This window comes from Micromonospora sp. CPCC 205546, assembly GCF_036902715.1.
Classification (GTDB): domain Bacteria; phylum Actinomycetota; class Actinomycetes; order Mycobacteriales; family Micromonosporaceae; genus Micromonospora.
The window spans coordinates 164,582-183,797 of record NZ_JBAKHL010000006.1 but is presented as its reverse complement, the minus strand read 5'-3'; the positions used below and the strand labels follow the sequence as shown (position 1 = coordinate 183,797).

Annotated in this window: 7 protein-coding genes; 6 read left to right on the top strand and 1 reads right to left on the bottom strand. The window is 70.2% G+C overall.

What is annotated here, in order from left to right; all coding sequences use genetic code 11:
- Positions 1 to 7: 7 nt before the first annotated feature.
- From V6U77_RS05665 to V6U77_RS05645, 5 genes are all read left to right on the top strand, one after another.
- Positions 8 to 1,504 (top strand): phytoene desaturase family protein, encoded by a 1,497-nt coding sequence (locus tag V6U77_RS05665; protein WP_334605094.1) that lies wholly within the window; start codon positions 8 to 10, stop codon positions 1,502 to 1,504.
- A gap of 928 nt (positions 1,505 to 2,432) precedes the next feature.
- Complete coding sequence (locus tag V6U77_RS05660) at positions 2,433 to 5,570, top strand: DNRLRE domain-containing protein (protein ID WP_334605093.1); 3,138 nt, start codon at positions 2,433 to 2,435, stop codon at positions 5,568 to 5,570.
- A gap of 113 nt (positions 5,571 to 5,683) precedes the next feature.
- Positions 5,684 to 9,151, top strand: a complete 3,468-nt coding sequence (locus V6U77_RS05655; RefSeq protein WP_334605154.1) for a LamG domain-containing protein — start codon at positions 5,684 to 5,686, stop codon at positions 9,149 to 9,151.
- A 93-nt stretch (positions 9,152 to 9,244) separates the two neighbouring features.
- Positions 9,245 to 16,066, top strand: a complete 6,822-nt coding sequence (locus V6U77_RS05650) for a polymorphic toxin-type HINT domain-containing protein (RefSeq protein WP_334605092.1) — start codon at positions 9,245 to 9,247, stop codon at positions 16,064 to 16,066.
- A 12-nt stretch (positions 16,067 to 16,078) separates the two neighbouring features.
- A complete protein-coding gene (locus V6U77_RS05645) occupies positions 16,079 to 16,477 on the top strand; it encodes a hypothetical protein (protein ID WP_334605091.1) in 399 nt (132 codons plus the stop codon).
- Positions 16,478 to 16,623: 146 nt separating this feature from the next.
- Here the strand turns inward: V6U77_RS05645 and V6U77_RS05640 are convergent, their stop codons facing one another.
- Positions 16,624 to 17,766: a GH12 family glycosyl hydrolase domain-containing protein gene (locus tag V6U77_RS05640; RefSeq protein WP_334605090.1), complete on the bottom strand. Its 1,143-nt coding sequence runs from the start codon at positions 17,764 to 17,766 to the stop codon at positions 16,624 to 16,626.
- Positions 17,767 to 18,066: 300 nt separating this feature from the next.
- Here V6U77_RS05640 and V6U77_RS05635 point away from each other — a divergent pair, with 300 nt between their 5' ends.
- The gene (locus V6U77_RS05635) at positions 18,067 to 19,179 is read left to right on the top strand and encodes an FAD-dependent monooxygenase (RefSeq protein WP_334605089.1); all 1,113 of its coding nucleotides are present in this window, start codon (positions 18,067 to 18,069) and stop codon (positions 19,177 to 19,179) included.
- Positions 19,180 to 19,216: the final 37 nt, after the last annotated feature.

Genomic DNA, 19,216 nt, shown 5'->3' with positions numbered 1-19,216 from the left:
GGAGGGGATGGCGGGGGAGGAGGACGGCCGGGTGACCGGCGGACCGGACGCGGTGGTCGTCGGCTCCGGCCCGAACGGGTTGGCCGCCGCGCTGGTGCTCGCCTCGGCGGGACTGGCCGTCGAGGTCTACGAGGCGGCCGACACCACCGGCGGCGGCACCCGCACCGAGGAGCTGACCCTGCCCGGGTTCCGGCACGACGTCTGCTCGGCGGTGCACCCGATGGCGCTCGGCTCGCCGTTCTTCCGTGCCTTCGACCTGGCCGCGCACGGCGTACGGCTGCTGCAACCGGAGATCGCGTACGCCCACCCGCTCGACGGTGGCCGGGCGGCGCTGGCCTGGCGGGACCTGGACCGTACCGTCGACGGGCTGGGTCGGGACGGAGCGGCCTGGCGGTCCCTGCTCGGTCCTCTGGTGCGGCGCTGGCCGGGTGTGGTCGACACCGCCATGTCCGATCTGCGCGCGGTGCCCGGCGATCCGCTCGCCGCGCTGCTGCTCGGGATGCGCACCCTCGAACAGGGCACGTCGGCCGGGTCGGCCCGGTTCCGTGGGGAGGCGGCCGCCGCGCTGTTCGCCGGGGTGGCCGCGCACGCCATCGCCCCGCCCCGCCGGCTCGCACCGGCCGGGGTCGGGCTGCTGCTGGCCACCCTCGGGCACGCCGTCGGCTGGCCCATCCCCGCGGGCGGCAGCCGGGCGATCACCGACGCGATGGTGACCCGCCTGCGTCGGCTCGGCGCCCGGGTGCTCACCGGTGTCCGGATCGACGACCTGGCCGACCTGCCGCCGGCCCGCGCGGTCCTGCTCGACGTCTCGCCCGCCGGCCTGCTGCGCATCGCCGGGAAACGGCTGCCCGGGGGGTACGCGCGCCGCCTGCGCTCCTTCCGGTACGGCGGGGCCGCGTGCAAGGTGGACTTCGCGCTCGCCGGCCCGGTGCCGTGGGCGGAGCCGAACTGCGCCGGCGCCGGGACCCTGCACCTGGTCGGCTCGGCCGCCGAGGCCCGGGCCGCCGAGACGGCCGTGGTGCGCGGCCGGCACCCGGAGCGCCCGTACGTGCTGGCGGTGCAGCCCGGCGTGGTCGACCCGAGCCGCGCGCCCGCCGGCCGGCAGGTGCTCTGGGCGTACGCGCACGTGCCGAACGGCTCGCCACGCGACGTCAGCGACCAGGTCGTGGCGCAGGTGGAACGCTTCGCTCCGGGCTTTCGTGACCTCATCCTGGCCACGCACGTGGTGCCGGCGGCGGGGGCCGCCGCGCACAACCCGAACTACGTCGGCGGGGACATCTCCGGCGGGGCGCTCACCCCGTGGCAACTGGTGATGCGCCCGGTGCCCCGGTGGGACCCGTACCGGACCCCGCTGCCCGGCGTGTACCTCTGCTCGGCCTCGACCCCGCCCGGCCCGGCCGTGCACGGCATGTCCGGCCTGCACGCCGCCGGGCGGGCGCTGCGGCACCGGTTCGGCGTCCGCACCGACCCGCTGGAGCTGCTCCGCCGCCCGGCCACGGCGTGACGCGACGGTCGTCCCTCGCCGGGGAGTGGACGGGACCGGTCAGGCCAGCGTCGAGCCGCTGAATGCCGTACGCGGACGTCGTCGGTGGCCCTCGGATCCGGTAGTCACGGCGGCCGCGACAGCCGCCCGGTCGTTCCGCCGTATCTCGGGCAAACGGAAGTAACGTGATCCGTGTCGTGGTCCCGGCACCATTTCGGGCAGTGTGCCCTCTGCCATCGAGAATCCGGGTGCTGTTCCGGCACCCGTCGACCGGTGCTCCGGAGAAATGCGTCGCGCGGCCATCGATGGATTTGTCGGCGTGGCCTGCGCCGCCGATTTCGAGAGCGCTCTCGCCGGTGGGCCCGCCGGCCACCTGAACAGGGGTTAAGTTCCGAGGTTCCCGTCGGAAGAGCGGCCTCGGGCCGTCCGACGTCATTCTCGTTCGTCCGTTCGATGCGCTGTTTCGTCGTCAGGACGATGAAACGCATCCGTAGGGGTCGTCGGGGCGTCCCGTCGGCGTGGCTTTCGCTCAACTGTCGATTGTCACTCACGGTTAGATCGAACAGGATGGTGCAGAGCATTCCTCCTGTCGGTCCGATGTGGCACGAACCCCGATCCTGATTGGTCAATCAGCTGTCGTTTGTGCTCGACCTGCGGTTTTCCGCGTCTTCGGCTTGGTGCCGGTCGGCTCCGGCGATGTGCGCCCCAGCCCGGTCGGCCGCACACCGGGCCGGTCGTCGCCGAGATGGCGACCCCTGAGCGTGACGGAGGCCCGGGGAGATGTCCGGTTCGAAAGCATCCGTCCTGACAGTTTGTAACCAGCCTTGTGCTCTCCGACATCGAGTCCATAGAGTCCCGGCTCGCACAAGTTAAGAGACACGGGGGAGGGTTCGTGGACCGTCGGATGACGGCCACCGTTCGTTCATGCCTTGCGGCAGGTGTCGCGGTCATGACAGCGGTCGCGTTGTTTGGTATCTCCGGAGAGCCGGCGGAGCTTCTCGCCGCCGGCCCGGACGGCGTGACAGGTGGCGTTCAGGGCAAATCGGATGAGGCGGTGTCCCTGCGCACGGCACGCGAGAGCGGCAAGCCGGTGCAGGTCAAGAGCCTCACCTCGGCGACGACCGAGGTCTTCGCGCTGCCGGACGGGCAGTTCCGGGCGGAGGTCGCCGCCGGCATACAGCGGTTCAAGCGGGACGGCGGCTGGGTGCCCGTCGACCTCACCCTCAAGGCGGCCCCCGACGGCTCGGTCGCGCCCGTCGCGCACCCCAACGACCTGAGGATCTCCGGGCCGGCCGGAGCTGGCGAGCACGAACTGGCCGCCGTCGGGACCGGCGACGACCGGGTCGCGATGGGCTGGTCGGGGGCGCTGCCCACGCCGGTGCTGACCGGCAACCGGGCCACCTACGTGGACGCCCGGCCGGGCGTGGACCTGGTCGTCGAGGCCACCCGGCTCGGCTTCGAGCAGTTCCTCGTCGTCAAGACGCGGTCCGCCGTCGCCCAGGTCGAGCGGGTCAGCTTCCCGTTCACCGGCCCCGGCGTGGCGTCGTCGGCGCGCGGCGCGGACGGCGCGGTTACCCTGACCGGCCGCTCCGGAAGGCAGACCGCCCGGATCCCGGCCCCGCTGATGTGGGACGCGAAGAAGACCATCACCGGTGCTCCGGCCCAGCGCAGGCCGGTGCGTACCGACCTCGCCCGGCGGGGCGGCGGCGTCGAGCTCACGCTCACGCCGGACGCCCGCTGGCTGGCCAGCGAGGCCACCACCTTCCCGGTGACCATCGACCCGACGGTCAACCCGCTGACCACCACGTTCGACACGTACGTCCGGCAGACGGTGACCACCGACCAGAACCAGGAACCGGACCTGCAGATCGGCCTGCTGGCGACCACGCCGGCCACGCTGACCCGCTCGTTCCTCACCTGGGACACCACGGTCCTCGCCGGCAAGCAGATCACCGCCGCCACCGTGTCGTTCTGGAACTTCTGGTCGCACACCTGCACGCCCACGTCCTGGGAGATCTGGTCCACCGGCGCGTCGACCTACACCACGACGTTCGACAACCAGCCGTCCTGGGACCACCACGAGGCCACGTCGACCGCCACGCACGGCTCGACCAGCTGCGCCGACGCGTGGGCGAACATCGACGGCAAGAGCTTCTTCCAGCGGGCGGCCAACGCGAACAAGACCCGCGCCGGCATGGGCGTCCGGGCCACGGACGAGACGGTCCCCGCCGGGTTCAAGCAGTTCCGGTCCCGGGAGGGCTCCGTGGCGACCGAGGACCCGAAGGCGTCGGTCACGTACAACTCCTGGCCGACCGTCACCTCCCGGGTCACCGTCCCGGCCACCAGCTGCGCGACCGGCCCGGCCCGCCCACAGGTCAACACGCTGACCCCGCAGCTGAAGGCGACCGTCTCGGACGGCGACGGCACCGCCATGACGGTCACCTTCGAGTGGTGGGCGATGAACGCCGACGCGGCGATCGGCTCCGCCACCTTCAGCAACGTCGCCTCCGGCGCCACCGCCGCGACGACCGTCCCGGCGGGTGCCTTCGTCGACGGTGGTATCTACCGCTGGCGGGTCAGGGCCGCCGACGGCGTCGCCGGCAGTGACGTCTGGTCCTCGTTCTGCGAGATGCAGGTGTACACCACCGCCGCCCCCGTCACCGGCTGCACCGGCGGCACCGACAGTGACTTCAACGGCGACGGCACGACCGACATCGCGGTCGCCGACCCGGAGGCCGTGGTGGGCGGTGCCGTCCGCGCCGGCCGGATCCACGTGACGTACGGCGGCAGCGCGACCGTGCACAGCCTGCACGAGGGCGCCGCCAAGGTGCCGGGCTCGGCCGAGGCGGGCGACCGGTTCGGCACGTCCATCTCCGCCTACGACGCCAACAACGACGGGTGTACGGACCTCGCGGTCGGCGTGCCGTTCCAGAACATCAGCGGCCAACCCTATGCCGGTGCCGTCTACGTGCTGTTCGGCTCACCGGCGGGCCTGGCGCAGACACAGACGTCCCTGGTCTACCACCAGGACTCCACGAACGTCCCGGACGCGGCCGAGTCCAACGACTGGTTCGGCCAGGCCGTGGCCGGCAGCCGGACCGCCAGCGGCGAGCCGTACCTGGTGATCGGGGCGCCCGGCGAGGGTCTGCCCACCGGCGCTATCGCCGGCACCGTGCACTACCTGCGGGGCAACCTGAATCTCATGCTCAGCCAGGGCAGCGGGATCCCCGGCACGGCGGAGATCGACGACCGCACCGGCTACGCCGTCGCCGCTTCCAAGCACCACTGGGCGGTCAGCTCCCCGGGCGAGGGAATCGGCACGGAGACCTTCGCCGGCGCGGTGAACGTCTTCGGTCACACCCTGACCAGCGGGCTGCCCACCCTCGCCGCCGGACTGACCCAGGACGCGGCGATCCTGAACGGGGCGAACGTCTCCAACGTCTCCCAGGCGGACGACAACTTCGGCAAGTCCATCGCCCTGGCGCCGTACCGCCCGGTCGGATCGCCGGCCGGGCAGCGGGACTCGCTGCTGGTCGTCGGCGTGCCGGGGGAGGACATCACCGTCGCGGCAACCGGAAAGCTGGAGGCGGACGCCGGCCTGGTGCACCGGTTCCACATCACCGCCGCCAACGCCGCGGCGGAACTGCCGGCGATCACCTACGCGTCGAAGGACGGCAACTACCTCGGCGAGAAGGTCGCGGTGACGAACACCGCGCCGGCCAGCGAGGGCACCAACGCGACGATGTTCATCGCGATCGGCGCACCGGGTGACGACGCCGGGGAGACGGCCGACTCCGGCCAGGTGCGGCTCTTCCCCGCCCTGGCCAACCCGATCGGCACCCCGGTGACCCTGGGGCGCGGTGGCACCAGCATGCCGGGCTCCGTACGCACGCAGGAGCTCGTCGGCACCTCGCTCGGCGCGACCGCGGAGCGCCTGTACGTCGGCACGCCCTACGGCCTCGACGCGGTGTACGGCTTCAGCTGGGCCGACCTCGCCGCCGGCAACCACGTACCGAGCATCACCCTGCAACCAGGCCAGGGCGGCCTGCCCACCGGCCAGAGCATGTTCGGGGCGGCGGTCAGCTGATGACACACATCGATTCGCACAGCTCAACGGGGGAGGACCTGAGGGTGGCCAGTCGTAGGAGAAAGCGGGGCCGGCTGTTCACGCTCGGTCTCACGCTCGGCCTGGCCGGGCTGATGTCCGCCGGGGCGTTCGTCGAGCCGCCGCAGCCGGCACCGCCCGTGGTGCCCACCGCCGCGTTGGAGCAGGACCCGATCCGCGACACCGAGGCCGAGGCGCTGGTGGCGGCCAAGGCGCTCGACCAACCGGTCGAGGTGCTGTCGCACCGCACGGAGCACCGCGACGTCTTCGCGCAGCCCGACGGCACGCTGATCGCCAACGACCACGCCCAACCGGTCCGGGTCACCCAGGGCGACGCCTGGGTACCCGCCGACTCGACGCTGATGGTCCTGCCCAACGGCGCGTACGGGCCGACCGCCGCGCTGTTGGGGATGGAGCTGTCCCAGGGCGGCACCGCGCCGCTCATGGTGGCGTCGCGGGACCAGAAGAGCATGACGCTGACCTGGCCGCACGGGCCGCTGCCCGCCCCGCTGGTCGTGGGCAGCCAGGCGACCTACCCGAACGTGTTCCCGGACGTCGACCTGGTGGCGACCGTGACCGTCGAGGGCTTCTCGCACGTGCTCCTGGTCAAGACGCCCGAGGCGGCCAACCTGCCGGAACTGCAGAACCTCCAGCTCGGCGTCACCGCCACCGGCCTGACCATCCAGGAGACCGGGGACGGGGGCGTGGTGGCGCTCGACCCGGCCACCGGCAACCCGGTCCTCGAGGCCGACGCCCCGACCATGTGGGACAGCGGGACGCCGGACGGCGAGGGCATCGCCGCCCGGTCGTCGTCCGCGGGCACCGATCCGGGTGCGGCCTCGGTGCAGGGCCCGGGCGACACGTCCGAGGTGGCCCAGGTCGGTCTCGACTACGCCGACAACACCCTGACGCTCACTCCGAACCGGGCCATGCTCACCGACCCGGAGGCGTCCTTCCCGCTGTACATCGACCCGGTGTGGCAGAGCAGCACCAACAGCGGCTGGGCGATGGTCGACAGCGGGTACCCCAGCGAGGAGTACTGGAAGTTCGACGGCAAGCGGCACGAGCGGATCGGGCTCTGCCCCAGCTCGTGCAACAACTCCAAGATCAAGCGGCTGTTCTACCGGCTCGCCACGCCGTACTCCGGAAAGACGATCCTGAGCGCCGAGTTCCGGGTGACGATGCAGCACGCCTGGAACTCGACCGCCCGGGCCGCCTCGCTCTACCTCATGCCCCTCTCGTCCACCATCGGGACCTCGACGAACTGGGGCAACCAGCCGGGGGGCGCCGGCTGGAGCGGCGCGACCCTGCTCGCGACGGCATCCCCCACCAGCGTCCAGTCGTCGTGCACCTCGACCAACCAGAACGCGAGCTGGAACGCCAAGCGGGCGGTGGAGATCGCCGCGGAGGAGAACAAGGGATCGGTGGTCCTCGGCCTGCGGGCGACGAACGAGAGCGACTACACGCACAGCAAGCGCTTCTGCGACAACGGCGTCCTCTCGGTCCGCTACAACCGGTCGCCGCTCATCCCGAACCTCAACGAGCTGACCATGTCGCCCGGCGGGCAGTGTGTCTACGGGGCGAACGCGCCGTACGTGGACGTGCCGCCGAGGCTGAACGCGGTGCTGCGGGACCCGGACCACTCCTCGGCGCACACGGAGCAGGTCAAGGGCGAGTTCCGGGTCACCTGGACGCCGCCCGGTGGTACGGCGCAGACGCGCACGTACGTGACACCCCTGAAGGCCAGCGGATCGGTCTTCTCCTACACCGTGCCGAGCGACATCCCGCAGAACGTGCTCATCTCCTGGGACGTCCGGGGCAGCGACAACACCAAGGCCGGGCCGTGGAGCAGTGACGGCACCCGCGACGTCTGCCAGTTCCGGTACGACACGACCAGTCCCAGCGCCCCGGATGTCGACTCCGCCGTCTACCTGCCGCAGGACGCGGCGGACAACGGCACGGCGGGGGCGTCGAACTGCATCGAGAGCGACGAGTGGCTGGGCTCGATCGGTGTGCCGGCCAGCTTCACCTTCGATTCCGCCGCCACGGACGTCGTGGAGTACCGCTACGGGTTCAACACCAACCCGGTACCGACGAACGTGCTGCAACCCGCCACCGACGGCGGCCCGGTCACGCTCACCAACTGGCACCCGGACAAGGAGGGCCCCCGCACGATCAACGTCCAGGCCGTCGACCGGGCCGGCCGGTCGAGCACCATCGCCTCCTGCACCTTCCGCGTGGGCAAGCGCCCTCCGACGTCGCAGTGGTCCCTGGGCGAGGTCCCGGGTCAGGACGAGGCGCACGACGGCCTCGGCGAGAACGACGCCACGGTCGGCAGCGGCATCACCTTCGGGGCGGAGGGCCCCGGCGGCCCGTCCGACACGGCGGCCCGCTTCGACGGCACGGCGAACGCCTACCTGACCACCGCCAGGCCGGTGCTGACGGACACGTCGGCGAGCTTCGCGATCACCGGCTGGTTCAAGGTCGACGACCCCACCCGGAGGCAGGTGGCGATCAGCCAGGACGGCACCGGTGAGCCGGGGCCCTCGCTGGGGATCGACGAGGGCGTCTGGTACTTCCGGATGCCGGTCAACGACGTGGTCACGCTGGGCCGGTGGCAGGTGATCGGGGGCCCGGCCACGACGGGCTGGACGTACGTCGCGGCCATCTTCGACGGCACCAGCAAGGAGATGTCGCTCCAGGTGGGCACCGCCGCCCCGGTCGTCGCCCAACGTCGGTCGTTGACCAAGTCGCGTGGCCCGCTGCAGATCGGCCGCACCCTGACCAAGGGTGGCTACTTCGACAACTGGCAGGGGTCGATGGCGGACGTCTCGGTCTTCGACCGGCTGATCCTCCCGGCGGAGGTCACCGGTCTGAAGAAGACGGCGCCGAACCGCAAGGCCTACTGGCGGTTGAACGCCGAGACCAGCGGAGTCAGCCCCGAGGAGAAGAACGGCACGGGCGTCACGCTGGGACCGGCGGCGACGATCTACCGCCACCCGGTGCTCTCCCTGCTCGGTGGCGGACACCTGGCGCTCAACGGCCAGCCGGCGAGCTACGCGAGCACGCCGACGAACGCCGACATGGCGGGCAGCTTCTCGATCAGCGCCCGGGTCAAGCTGACCAGCAACTGCGCGGGTGCCCCGATGACCGTGTTCTCGCAGAAGGGCAGCCAGGGCAGCTCGGTGATCGTGCGCTGCAACGACCAGGGCTCGTGGGAGTTGGCCATGGCCGAGAGCGACGTGGCGGCCCCGGAGTGGACGACGAGAAGCGCCGGTGAGGCACCGAAGCTCATCGGCAAGGGCGATCACCTCACCCTCGTCTACAACGGCTACATCCGCGAGATGGCCCTGTACGTCAACGGATCCTTCAGCCAGGCGATCGAGCTCAAGTCGCCCTTCGCCGCCACCGGCGGGGTGCAACTGGGCCGGGCCTTCGTCGCCGGCGCCTTCGACGAGCACCTGTCCGGCGCGATCGACGACGTCCGCGTCTATGACGGGGTGACCGACCCGGTGCTGATCCAGAAGCTCAACGTCTCGGTACGCGAGCAACTGACGCTGTGACGCGGCAGGCGGTGGGTCCGTTCCGTACCGGTCGGGCCCACCGCCTCGCGCCGCGATCTTCCTTGTCTTCCCGACCCGACCCCTGGAGGGGCGATGTTCTCCCGACCTCCGGTCCGCTCCGGCGTGTTCAACCGCCGGTTCACGAGACCGATCTCCTGGGCCATGGCCGGCGTGATGGGGGCGAGCTTCATCCAGCTCGCGACCAACCCCGCCTCGGCTGAGCCGAAGTCCAACCGACCGTCGACGTCAGACTCGTCGAAGGTGCTTCCGAAGCGCGATCCGCTGCCGGTGAAGCCCCGCAAGGGCAACCCGGCGGTGGCCGCCGCGACCGCCGAGCCGGCGAAGGTCTCCTGGCCCGCAGCCGGTGCCGCGGACGTCTCCGTGCCGTCCGCCTCGACTGCCCGGTCGGCCGCCCCGACCGCGACCGCCAAGATCGGCGGCCTGCCGGTCTCGGTGTCCGCCGTGCCGGCCGCGACGAAGGTGTCCCCCGGTGGGAGCCGCCCAGCGGCGACCGGCGACCCGAGCCCGGCCCCCGACCCGGCTCCGGGCAAGGTGCGGGTCGAGGTGCTCGACCGCGAGGCCTCGCAGCGGGCGAAGGTGGACGGCCCGCTCGTGCGGCTGACCCGCAACGACGGACGCTCCGCCGCCGGGAAGATCCGTCTCGGCCTCGGCTACGAGGGGATCGCCGGCGCCTACGGCGGCGACTTCGGCGCCCGGCTGCGGCTGGTGCGGTTGCCGGAGTGCGCCCTGACCACTCCGGAACGGGCGGACTGTGCCGGCGTGCCGGTGCCGACGACCAACGACGGCGAGTCGAAGACGGTGTCGGCCGAGGCGAGCACCGGCGCGCTGTTCGCCATGACCGCCACGGACGCCTCGTCGCAGGGCGACTACGGCGCCACCAGTCTCTCCCCGTCGTCGAAGTGGTCGGTGGCCCCGTCCACGGGCGGCTTCTCCTGGAGCTACCCGCTGCGGACGCCGCCGGTGCCCGGTGGCAACGCTCCGGGGATCACCCTCGGGTACTCGTCGCAGTCGGTCGACGGACGGACCGCCACCACGAACAACCAGGGCTCGTGGATCGGAGAGGGCTTCAACTACGAGCCGGGCCACATCGAACGCCGGTACAAGCCGTGCGCGGAGGACGGGCACAACCAGTACGCCGACCAGTGCTGGGCGTTCGACAACGCGACCATCCTGCTCAACGGCAGGTCGACGGAGCTGGTCAAGACCGGCAACACCTGGCGGTTCGCGACGGACGACGGCTCCAAGGTCGAGCGCCTCTCCGGTGCGGTGAACGGTGACGACGACGGTGAGTACTGGCGGGTCACCACCACCAACGGCACCGAGTACTACTTCGGCATGAACCGGCTCCCCGGCTGGACCGCCGGCAAGGAAGAGACGAAGTCGGCCTGGACCCTGCCGATCTACGGCGACGACGTGAACGAGCCGTGCTACAACGCGACCTTCACCTCGGCGTACTGCGACCAGGCGTGGCGGTGGAGCCTCGACTACGTCAAGGACCGCTACGGCAACGTCACCTCGTACTACTACAACCAGGAAATCAACTACTACGCCCGCGGCAACAAGACCGACGTCAACGGCGTGCCGTACGTGCGGGGCGGCTCGCTCAAGCGCGTCGACTACGGCCAGCGCCACAACGCCGTCTACACCACCAACGCCCCGGCCCGGGTCGTGTTCGCCACCAAGGAGCGGTGCCTGCCGAGCGGCAGCGTCGACTGCGACCCGCAGGACCTGACCGCCGCCACCGCGTCGCACTGGCCGGACGTGCCGTTCGACCGTAACTGCGCCGTGAACACCAAGTGCAAGCTCGACCAGATCACCCCGACGTTCTGGACGCGGGTGCGCCTGACCGGCATCACCACCGAGATCCGCGAGGGCACCGGTTGGACGCCGGTGGACACCTGGAAGCTCGACCACCTGTTCACCGACAACGGCGACGGCTCGCGGACCCTCTGGCTGCACAAGATCACCCACACGGGCAGCTACGGCCCGGCAGCGGACATCGCCATGCCGTCGGTCGAGCTGGGTGGCCTCCAGCTGCCCAACCGGATCGACCGCACCGGCGACTTCATCGCTCCGCTGGTCCGCTTCCGGCTGGCCACGGTGTGGAACGACTCGGGCGGGCAGGTCGACGTCAACTACGCCGAGGCGGACTGCACGGAGAGCACGCTGCCCACGCCGGGCAACAGCACGCGACGCTGCTATCCCGTGAAGTGGAGCCCGCTGGGCAGCGGCGACCCGATCACCGACTGGTTCCACAAGTACGTGGTCGAGCAGGTCGTCGAGACCGACCGGACCGGCGGCGCACCGGACATGGTGACCCGGTACCAGTACCTGGACGGGGCGGCCTGGCGGCACACGGAGCCCGACGGGTTCTCCAAGGCGGAGGACCGGACGTGGAGCGAGTGGCGCGGCTACGGCCACGTGGTCGTCACCGCCGGCGACGGCGAGACCCAGACGACGAAGACGGCGTACCGATACCTGCGGGGCATGCACGGCGACAAGGACCCGGACGGCGGCACCCGTACGGTCACCGTCACCGACTCCACCGGCGGCGCCCACACCGACCACCCCGAGTTCTCCGGGCACCAGCTCGAGAGCGTGGTGTACGACGGTGCCGCCGCGGTCAGCAAGAGCATCGCGATCCCGTGGCGGCACAACACCGCGACCGAGACGCACACCTGGGGCAGCAAGAAGGCCTGGTTCATCAACACCACGACGGCGCGGAGCCTGGTCGCGCTGGCCGCGGGCGGTTGGCGGGAGACGAAGCAGACCTCGGTCTTCGAGACCGACTTCGGCCGGGTGACCAGGACCGAGAACGAGGGCGACATCGACGTCGTCGGTGACGAGTCGTGCAGCCGCACCACCTACGCCGACAACGCCACGGGCCACCTCTACAGCCTGGTCGCTCAGGTCGAATCGGTGTCGGTGAAGTGCTCCGTCACCCCCGACCGCACCAAGCACGTCATCTCCGACACCCGGACGCTCTACGACGGCAACGCGTTCGGCGTCGCACCGACGTCGGGCAACCCGACCCGTTCCGAGCGGCTGAAGAGCCACAACGGCACGACGGGGACGTACATCCGCGCGTCGGAGGGCACGTTCGACTCGTACGGGCGGCCGCTGACGGCCGTCGACGCGCTCGGCAACCTCACGAAGACCGAGTACACCGACACGAACGGCCTGACCACCAAGGTCAAGCAGACCAGTCCGCTGCTGCACGTCACCACCACCGACTACGCCCCCGCCTGGGGCGTGCCGGTGAGCCAGGTGGACCCGAACGGTCTGAAGAGCATCCTCGAGTACGACCCTCTGGGCCGGCTGACGAAGGTCTGGCTGCCGGACCGGACCGGCACCGCCGGCCTCGACCCGAGCATCCGCTACACGTATCTCGTCCGGACGGACAAGCCGGTCGCCATCAAGACCGAGAAGCGGCAGAACGACGGGTCCTACAACGTCGAATACAAGCTGCACGACGGTCTGCTGCGTCCGCGGCAGGTCCAGTCGGAGGGCCCGAACGGCACCCGTACGGTCGCGGACACCTTCTACACCGCGACGGGCAGCCTCGCCAAGACGTACGCGACCTACACGGTGGCGGGCGCGCCCAGCGACCTGATCTACCCGGCGGTCAACGGCGACGTCAACGGCCAGACCCTCTACGTCCACGACGGGGCGGACCGGGTCACGGCGGAGATCTTCGCGGTCGCCGGTAACGAGAAGTGGCGCACCACGACCACCTACGGCGGCGACCGGATCTCGATCGACCCGCCGGCCGGCGGCACCCCCACCACGTCGATCACCAACGCCCTGGGGCAGACCACCGAGCTGCTCCAGTACAAGGGCGCCGGCCCGACGGGGGTGTTCGACAAGACCGAGTACACCTACACCCACGCCGGCAAGCTGAAGACGGTCAAGGACCCGGCGGGCAACGTCTGGTCGCACGAGTACGACCAGCTCGGCCGCAAGACCAAGTCGATCGACCCGGACGCCGGCACCTCGACGGTGGCGTACGACGACCTGGACCGGGTCGTCAGCACCACGAACGGCGTCAACCAGACGGTCAGCACCACGTACGACGCGATCGGCCGCAAGACCGCCGTCTACAAGGGGGCGGCCGACACCGGCACCCTCCTCAGCAGTTGGACGTACGACCTGGAGATGGTCGGCCACCTCTCGGCGACGAGCCGGTGGGTCGACGGCGCCGAGTACGCCACCTACTACTCGAACTACGACGAGTTCTACCGGCCGCACGCCACCCACATCCAGGTGCCCAACCACGCCGGAGCCGAACTCGCCGGCATGTACGTCTTCGGTGCGGAGTACAACCGGGACGGCACCGTCCAGTCGATGAGCATGTCGGACGGCGGTGGGTTGCCGTTCGAGACGATCGCCTACACCTACGACGGCCTGGAGCGGCTCACCGCGACGACGGGTGACAACGCCTACCTGACGGACATCGAGTACGCCAGCACCGGCGAGGTCCTCCAGACCGAGGCGCAGGTGGGCACCCGGAAGGTGTGGTCGACCTACGAGTACGAGCAGGGCTCCAAGCGGCTCACCCGTCAGCGGCTGGACCGCGAGTCTGCCCCGATCGTCGACATCGACGCCCGCTACACCTACGACGCGTCCGGCAACATCCAGCGGATCGTGAACAACCCGTCCGGTACGCAGGACACGCAGTGCTTCACCTACGACTACCTGCGCCGCATGGACCGGGCGTGGACGTCGGCGAGCACCGCGACCGACCCCTGCGCCGGCGGCCCGTCGGTGACCGGCATGGGCGGCATCGCGCCGTACCACCACGCCTACACCTTCGACGCGACCGGCAACCGCAAGACCGAGGCGCAGTACGCGGCCAACGGCACCCCGCTCATCGAGCGCAGCTACACCTACCCCGCCGCCGGCCAGGCGCAGCCGCACACGCTGAGCCAGATGACGGAGTCGACCCCGGCGGGTGACCGGCTGTACTCCTACCAGTACGACGCGGCCGGCAACACCACGAAGCGGACGAGGACCGGCGAGGACCAGACCCTGGTCTGGGACGCGGAGGGCAACCTCGAATCGGTAACCGACGCCGCCGGCAAGAAGACCAGTTTCACGTACGACGTCGACGGCTCCCGGATGCTGCGCAAGGAGCCGAACGCCACCACCCTCTACCTGCCGGGCATGGAGATCCGGCTGAACCACCAGACCCGGGTCACCGACGCGACCCGCTACTACGGCCTGCCGGGTGGCGGGACGCTGGTCCGCAAGACCGACGGCATCCGGTACGTGGCGAGCGACCACCACGGCACCGGCCAGGCGACCGTCGACGGAAGCGGTGCGATCACGCACCGGCGGACCACCCCGTTCGGTGAGAGCCGGGGCACGGCACCGGCGCCAGGTCAGTGGCCGACGGAGAAGGGCTTCGTCAACGGGAACATCGACTCGACGACGGGCCTGGTGAACATCGGCGCCCGCGAGTACGACACGATCGCCGGCCGGTTCATCTCGGTCGACCCGATCATCGACGTCAACGACCCGCAGCAGATGAACGGGTACGCGTACGCCAACAACAACCCGATCTCGTACTCGGACCCGGACGGGCTGAAGGCGTGCTCCGACGACGCCTGCGGTCCGGGCGCCGACTACGAGGACATGTACGGCAACTACCACAAGGTCAAGGGCCACAACGACGGCTGCGGTGGCTGCTCGGGCGCGTACGACCCGGACGAGCCGACGAAGAACGTGCACAACAACCCGCGGGCGTCGGCCGAGGAGCGGGCCGCGGCGGCACGGGCGGCGGCGGAGAAGGAGCGGCAGCGCCGCATCGCCGAGGCCAAGGCGCGGATGCTCAACGTCGCCAAGGCGCTGGGGAAGATCGCGATGGAGGAGCTGGGCATCACCGATGCCCTGGACTGCTTCCTCAAGGGCGACATGGACGGCTGTGTCGCCACGGCGATCAACGTGGTGTCGGCCGCCTTCGGTGGTGCGCTCGGCAAGCTGGCCGCCAGGTACGGCGCGCCATGGAAGTGGGAGAAAGCCGCCGCACTGGTCAGCCGCGTCAAGGGACTACTCGGCGATCTGGTAGCCAGCGCGAAGAAGTTCATCAAGTGCAAGAACAGCTTCGTGCCGGGCACGTTGGTGGTGATGGCCGACGGCTCTCGCAAGCCGATCGAGCAGGTGGAGACCGGCGACGTCGTGCTGGTGACCGATCCGGTGACCGGCAAGACGACAGCCAAACCGGTCGTGGCGACCATCATCGGCCAGGGCAGCAAGAACCTGGTCGAGGTCACCATCGACCCCGACGGCGACGTCCGTGACGCCACGGAGAGCGTCGTCGCCACGGACAACCACCCGTTCTGGGTGCCGGGGCTCGACGAGTGGGTCGACGCCGCCGATCTGCAGGCCGGCCAGTGGCTGCGCACCTCGGCCGGTACTCACGTGCAGATCAGCGCAACCCGGCAGTGGACGGAGCCGGCACAGGTCCACAACCTCACGATCGACGACATCCACACGTACTATGTGATCGCGGGTCAGACTCCGCTCCTCGTACACAACTGCGGGGGCCTTGACGATGCGGCGCATGCAAGAATTCAGGATACTTACGGAAACGATATTGCCGATGGAGTTGACTATAATCTCCAGCGCATGTGCCCGGACTGCAACTCAGCTAGCGACGCGGCAGATCATACCATCAGCGGAATCGGCAATAACGTAGACGGCTTAGCTAATTACCTGACCGGCCAGCGCGATTTGGGTATGACCCATACCGACCGGAGGAAGCCAGGAACGACAGCCAGGCGGGATGAGACTAGAAGGGATTCTAGTGGTAGGGGTGTGACGATCGTCCAGAACTCCTACATGGTTCATGCCTATCATCAATCGGCGGCCGAGTTCAATAGCATCTTCAAGTGAGGTGAGTCCAAAGTGTACCGAAGAGTCGGCCTCAAAAGGTCTGGTGGCCACTATGCGCTCACGCTCACTCCGACTCAGTTTGAGCTGATCAGGAGGGTTCTTGTCGATCTTTATGGCGGCAGTCACTCCTCGAAGGTAGTTGCCGTCGTGGCCGGAAAGGCCTCAGAGGGGCTCCTCGAGATGAGGGGCCGGGAAGTCGACTTTCGGTCACGAGAAGGCATTCGTTTGACGCTGAGTCATGCTGATCTGCGAGCTTTGTGCGGGGCTTTGACGTTCGCCTTTCTGAACCGTTCTTCCGAAGAAGCATTTCACAATCGATATGGCTTTTATGGCGAGAACGTGCAGGCTGTTGGGTGGGCGATTTTTGAGGCCCTCCAAGGGATGGAAAGTGAAGCGGGTGATGCGCCGTGAATGATGAACGGCTTTGCGACGGCGAATTTCGCTGTGATGTCGTGACTGCCTCCGAAATCGGCCGGGCGGGTTGACATCAGTACCTGCGTCAAGTGTTGCAGGGGCGTAGCCCGCAGGCTGCGCCCCTGCAACATGCCAGCACCTCCTCAGGCGCGCGAGCAGGCGACGCCGTTCAGGAAGAAGCTCGGCGGGGACGCGTACGCCCCGCTCAGGGTGCCCTGGTAGCCGAAGCTGGCCGTGCCGCCCGGGGCGAGCGTGCCGTTCCAGCTGATGTTCCGCGCGGTCACCGCCGAGCCGCTCTGGCTCACCGTGGCGTTCCACGAGCTGGTGATCTGCTGCCCGGCCGGCAGGTTGTAGTTCAGCGTCCAACCGTTGATCGCGCTGGACCCGGTGTTGGTGATCTGCACGTCGGCGGTGAAGCCGTTGCTCCACGAGTTCGGCGTGTACTTCACCGAGCACCCGGCGCCGCCCGGCGGCGGGGTGGTCGGCGGGGGCGTGGTCGGCGGCGCGGTGGTGGGTGGCGGGTTGCCGCCGCCGTTGACCGCGGCCGAGAACGAGGTCACCGCGAGGCCGGCGCCGCCCTGCCAGGGCTCGAAGCCGGCCTGGATGCTGGTCAGGTACCAGGAGTTGGTGATCGCGCCCCGGTTGCGGGTGTCGTTGATGAACGCCAGCAGGTTGAGGTTCGCGCTGCTGATCGCCGACGGGGCCAGGTACGAGATCACGTTGTTCGAGCCGTTGCTGCCGCGCCAGACCTCCCAGCTGCGGCCGTCGATGGTGGCGGTGCCGACCGGGGAGCCGATGGGCTGGATCGGGCCCTGCCGGTTGAGCCAGATCATGATCTCCATCTGGTTCACCCCGTCGCGCTTCGGCGACGGGTCCAGCCAGATGTCGTACGAGGCGTTGTAGACGGCGTTGCTGACGTACCGGTAGGAGATGTTGCTCGTGGCGCTGCTGATCTGACTGACCTGGATCGGCAGGTTGGTGCCGGGGGAGCAGTTGGTGTAGTGGCAGCCCAGGAAGACCGACGGGTACGCGGTCGGTGCCCCGTTGGTGGGGTTGCTGCCGTTCTGGGTGGTGATCTCGAAGCCGCTGTCGGTGACGTTGATGCACTGCTGGGCGGTGGTGCCCCAGCGGTTGTTCTGCACCACGTAGCGGCCCTGGATGGTGGTGGAGCCGTACTGCTCGCAGATCTGCGTGTCGGCGCTGGCGGTGCCGCCGAGGGCCACGGCGACGATCGAGCCGGTGGCGAGCAGCGCGGCTGCCGCGAGGGCCCGGAGTGGACGTTTCATGGTGCTCCTTCGGCTTCGGCGCGGGACGCCGGGCGGAGTCGGCGGGGCGCGGGAGCGCTCCCATGTTCCTTCGACACATTTACACCTCTGAAACCATGGCGCAACGGGCCTGGGGTATTGGGGAATTAAGTGAGGTTTGTCACGCACGGACCGGTCGGCGGGCAGGGGTGCACCGAAGCAGTCGTGACCGCCGCCGAGGAGTGTTTCGCCTGGGACGATTGACTCTGGTGTGTGCCGATTGCGCCGAGTAGTGTCTTGCCTCCAACGCGTGCCGATCCCCTCCCGGAGGCGTACACCACCATGGGTGGCTCTCCCCTGCGCATCCTCGTCGTCGGCGCGGGCATCGCCGGTCTGGCCGTGGCCCGGGCGCTGCGGATGGCGGGATTCCGGCCCGACGTCACCGAGAGGCTTCCTCCGGGCGAGAACGCCGAGACCGGCCTCTACCTGCCCGGCAACGCGGCCCGAGCGCTGCGCCGTCTCGACCTCGACGGGCCCGTACGCCCGCTCGGGCACGTCATCCACCGGCAGCGGTTCCTCGACGCCGCCGGGACGCCGCTGTGCGAGGTGGACCTCGACGCCCTCTGGGCCGGGGTCGGCGAGTGCCGGGCGCTGCCCCGGGCGGAACTGCACCGGGTGCTGCTCACCGGCGCGGGGGGCGCCGTCCGCCACGGAGCCGAGGTGCGCACCCTCGACCTGCTGCCGCACTCCGTGGGCGTCACCTTCGCCGACGGCACCGCCGCCGAGTACGACCTCGTCGTCGGCGCCGACGGACCACGCTCCGCGATCCGGGCCCTGGCCGCGCTCGGCGGCCCGCCCCGGCCCGCCGGCCAGGTCGTCTACCGCGCCGTGGTGCGCGACGGGCCCCGGGTCGAGGAATGGACCGCCCTGCTGGGCCAGCGCGCCGGCTTCCTGGTCGTGCCGCTCGGCGCCGGGCGGCTGCACTGCTACGCCGACGAGGCCGGCGCCGACGTGCCGGCCGACCCGCCGGCCCGCCTGCGCGAGCTCTTCGGCGGCTACGGCGGCCCGGTGCCGGCCGTGCTGGAGGCGCTGGATCGGGTGCACGTCGGGACCACCGAGGAGGTGGAGCTGGGATGCTGGTCCCGGGGACGGGTGCTGCTCGTCGGGGATGCCGCGCACGCCACCGCGCCGACCCTGTCCCAGGGCGCGGCGATGGCGTTGGAGGACGCCGTGGTGCTCGCCGAGTCCCTCCGCGCGGCCGGGAGCGACGACGTGCCTGCGGCGCTGGCGGCGTACGAGAGTCGTCGTCGCCCGCGTACGCGATGGGTGCGGGACCGGACCCGGGACCGCAACCGCACCCGGGACGTGCCGCCGGCGCTGCGCGACCCGCTGCTGCGCGGGCGCGGCGGCCGGATTTTCGGCGAGCACTACCGACTGCTGCTCGGCCCGCTGTGACGCCGGGGGCGGCGAGTGCCCTCCCACCGGCGGGCGG

Coding starts and splice junctions, on each gene's coding strand:
- V6U77_RS05650 (WP_334605092.1), top strand. CDS start 9,245: ATGTTCTCCCGACCTCCGGTCCGCTCCGGCGTGTTCAACCGCCGGTTC.
- V6U77_RS05655 (WP_334605154.1), top strand. CDS start 5,684: ATGTCCGCCGGGGCGTTCGTCGAGCCGCCGCAGCCGGCACCGCCCGTG.
- V6U77_RS05640 (WP_334605090.1), bottom strand. CDS start 17,766: ATGAAACGTCCACTCCGGGCCCTCGCGGCAGCCGCGCTGCTCGCCACC.
- V6U77_RS05665 (WP_334605094.1), top strand. CDS start 8: ATGGCGGGGGAGGAGGACGGCCGGGTGACCGGCGGACCGGACGCGGTG.
- V6U77_RS05635 (WP_334605089.1), top strand. CDS start 18,067: ATGGGTGGCTCTCCCCTGCGCATCCTCGTCGTCGGCGCGGGCATCGCC.
- V6U77_RS05660 (WP_334605093.1), top strand. CDS start 2,433: ATGACAGCGGTCGCGTTGTTTGGTATCTCCGGAGAGCCGGCGGAGCTT.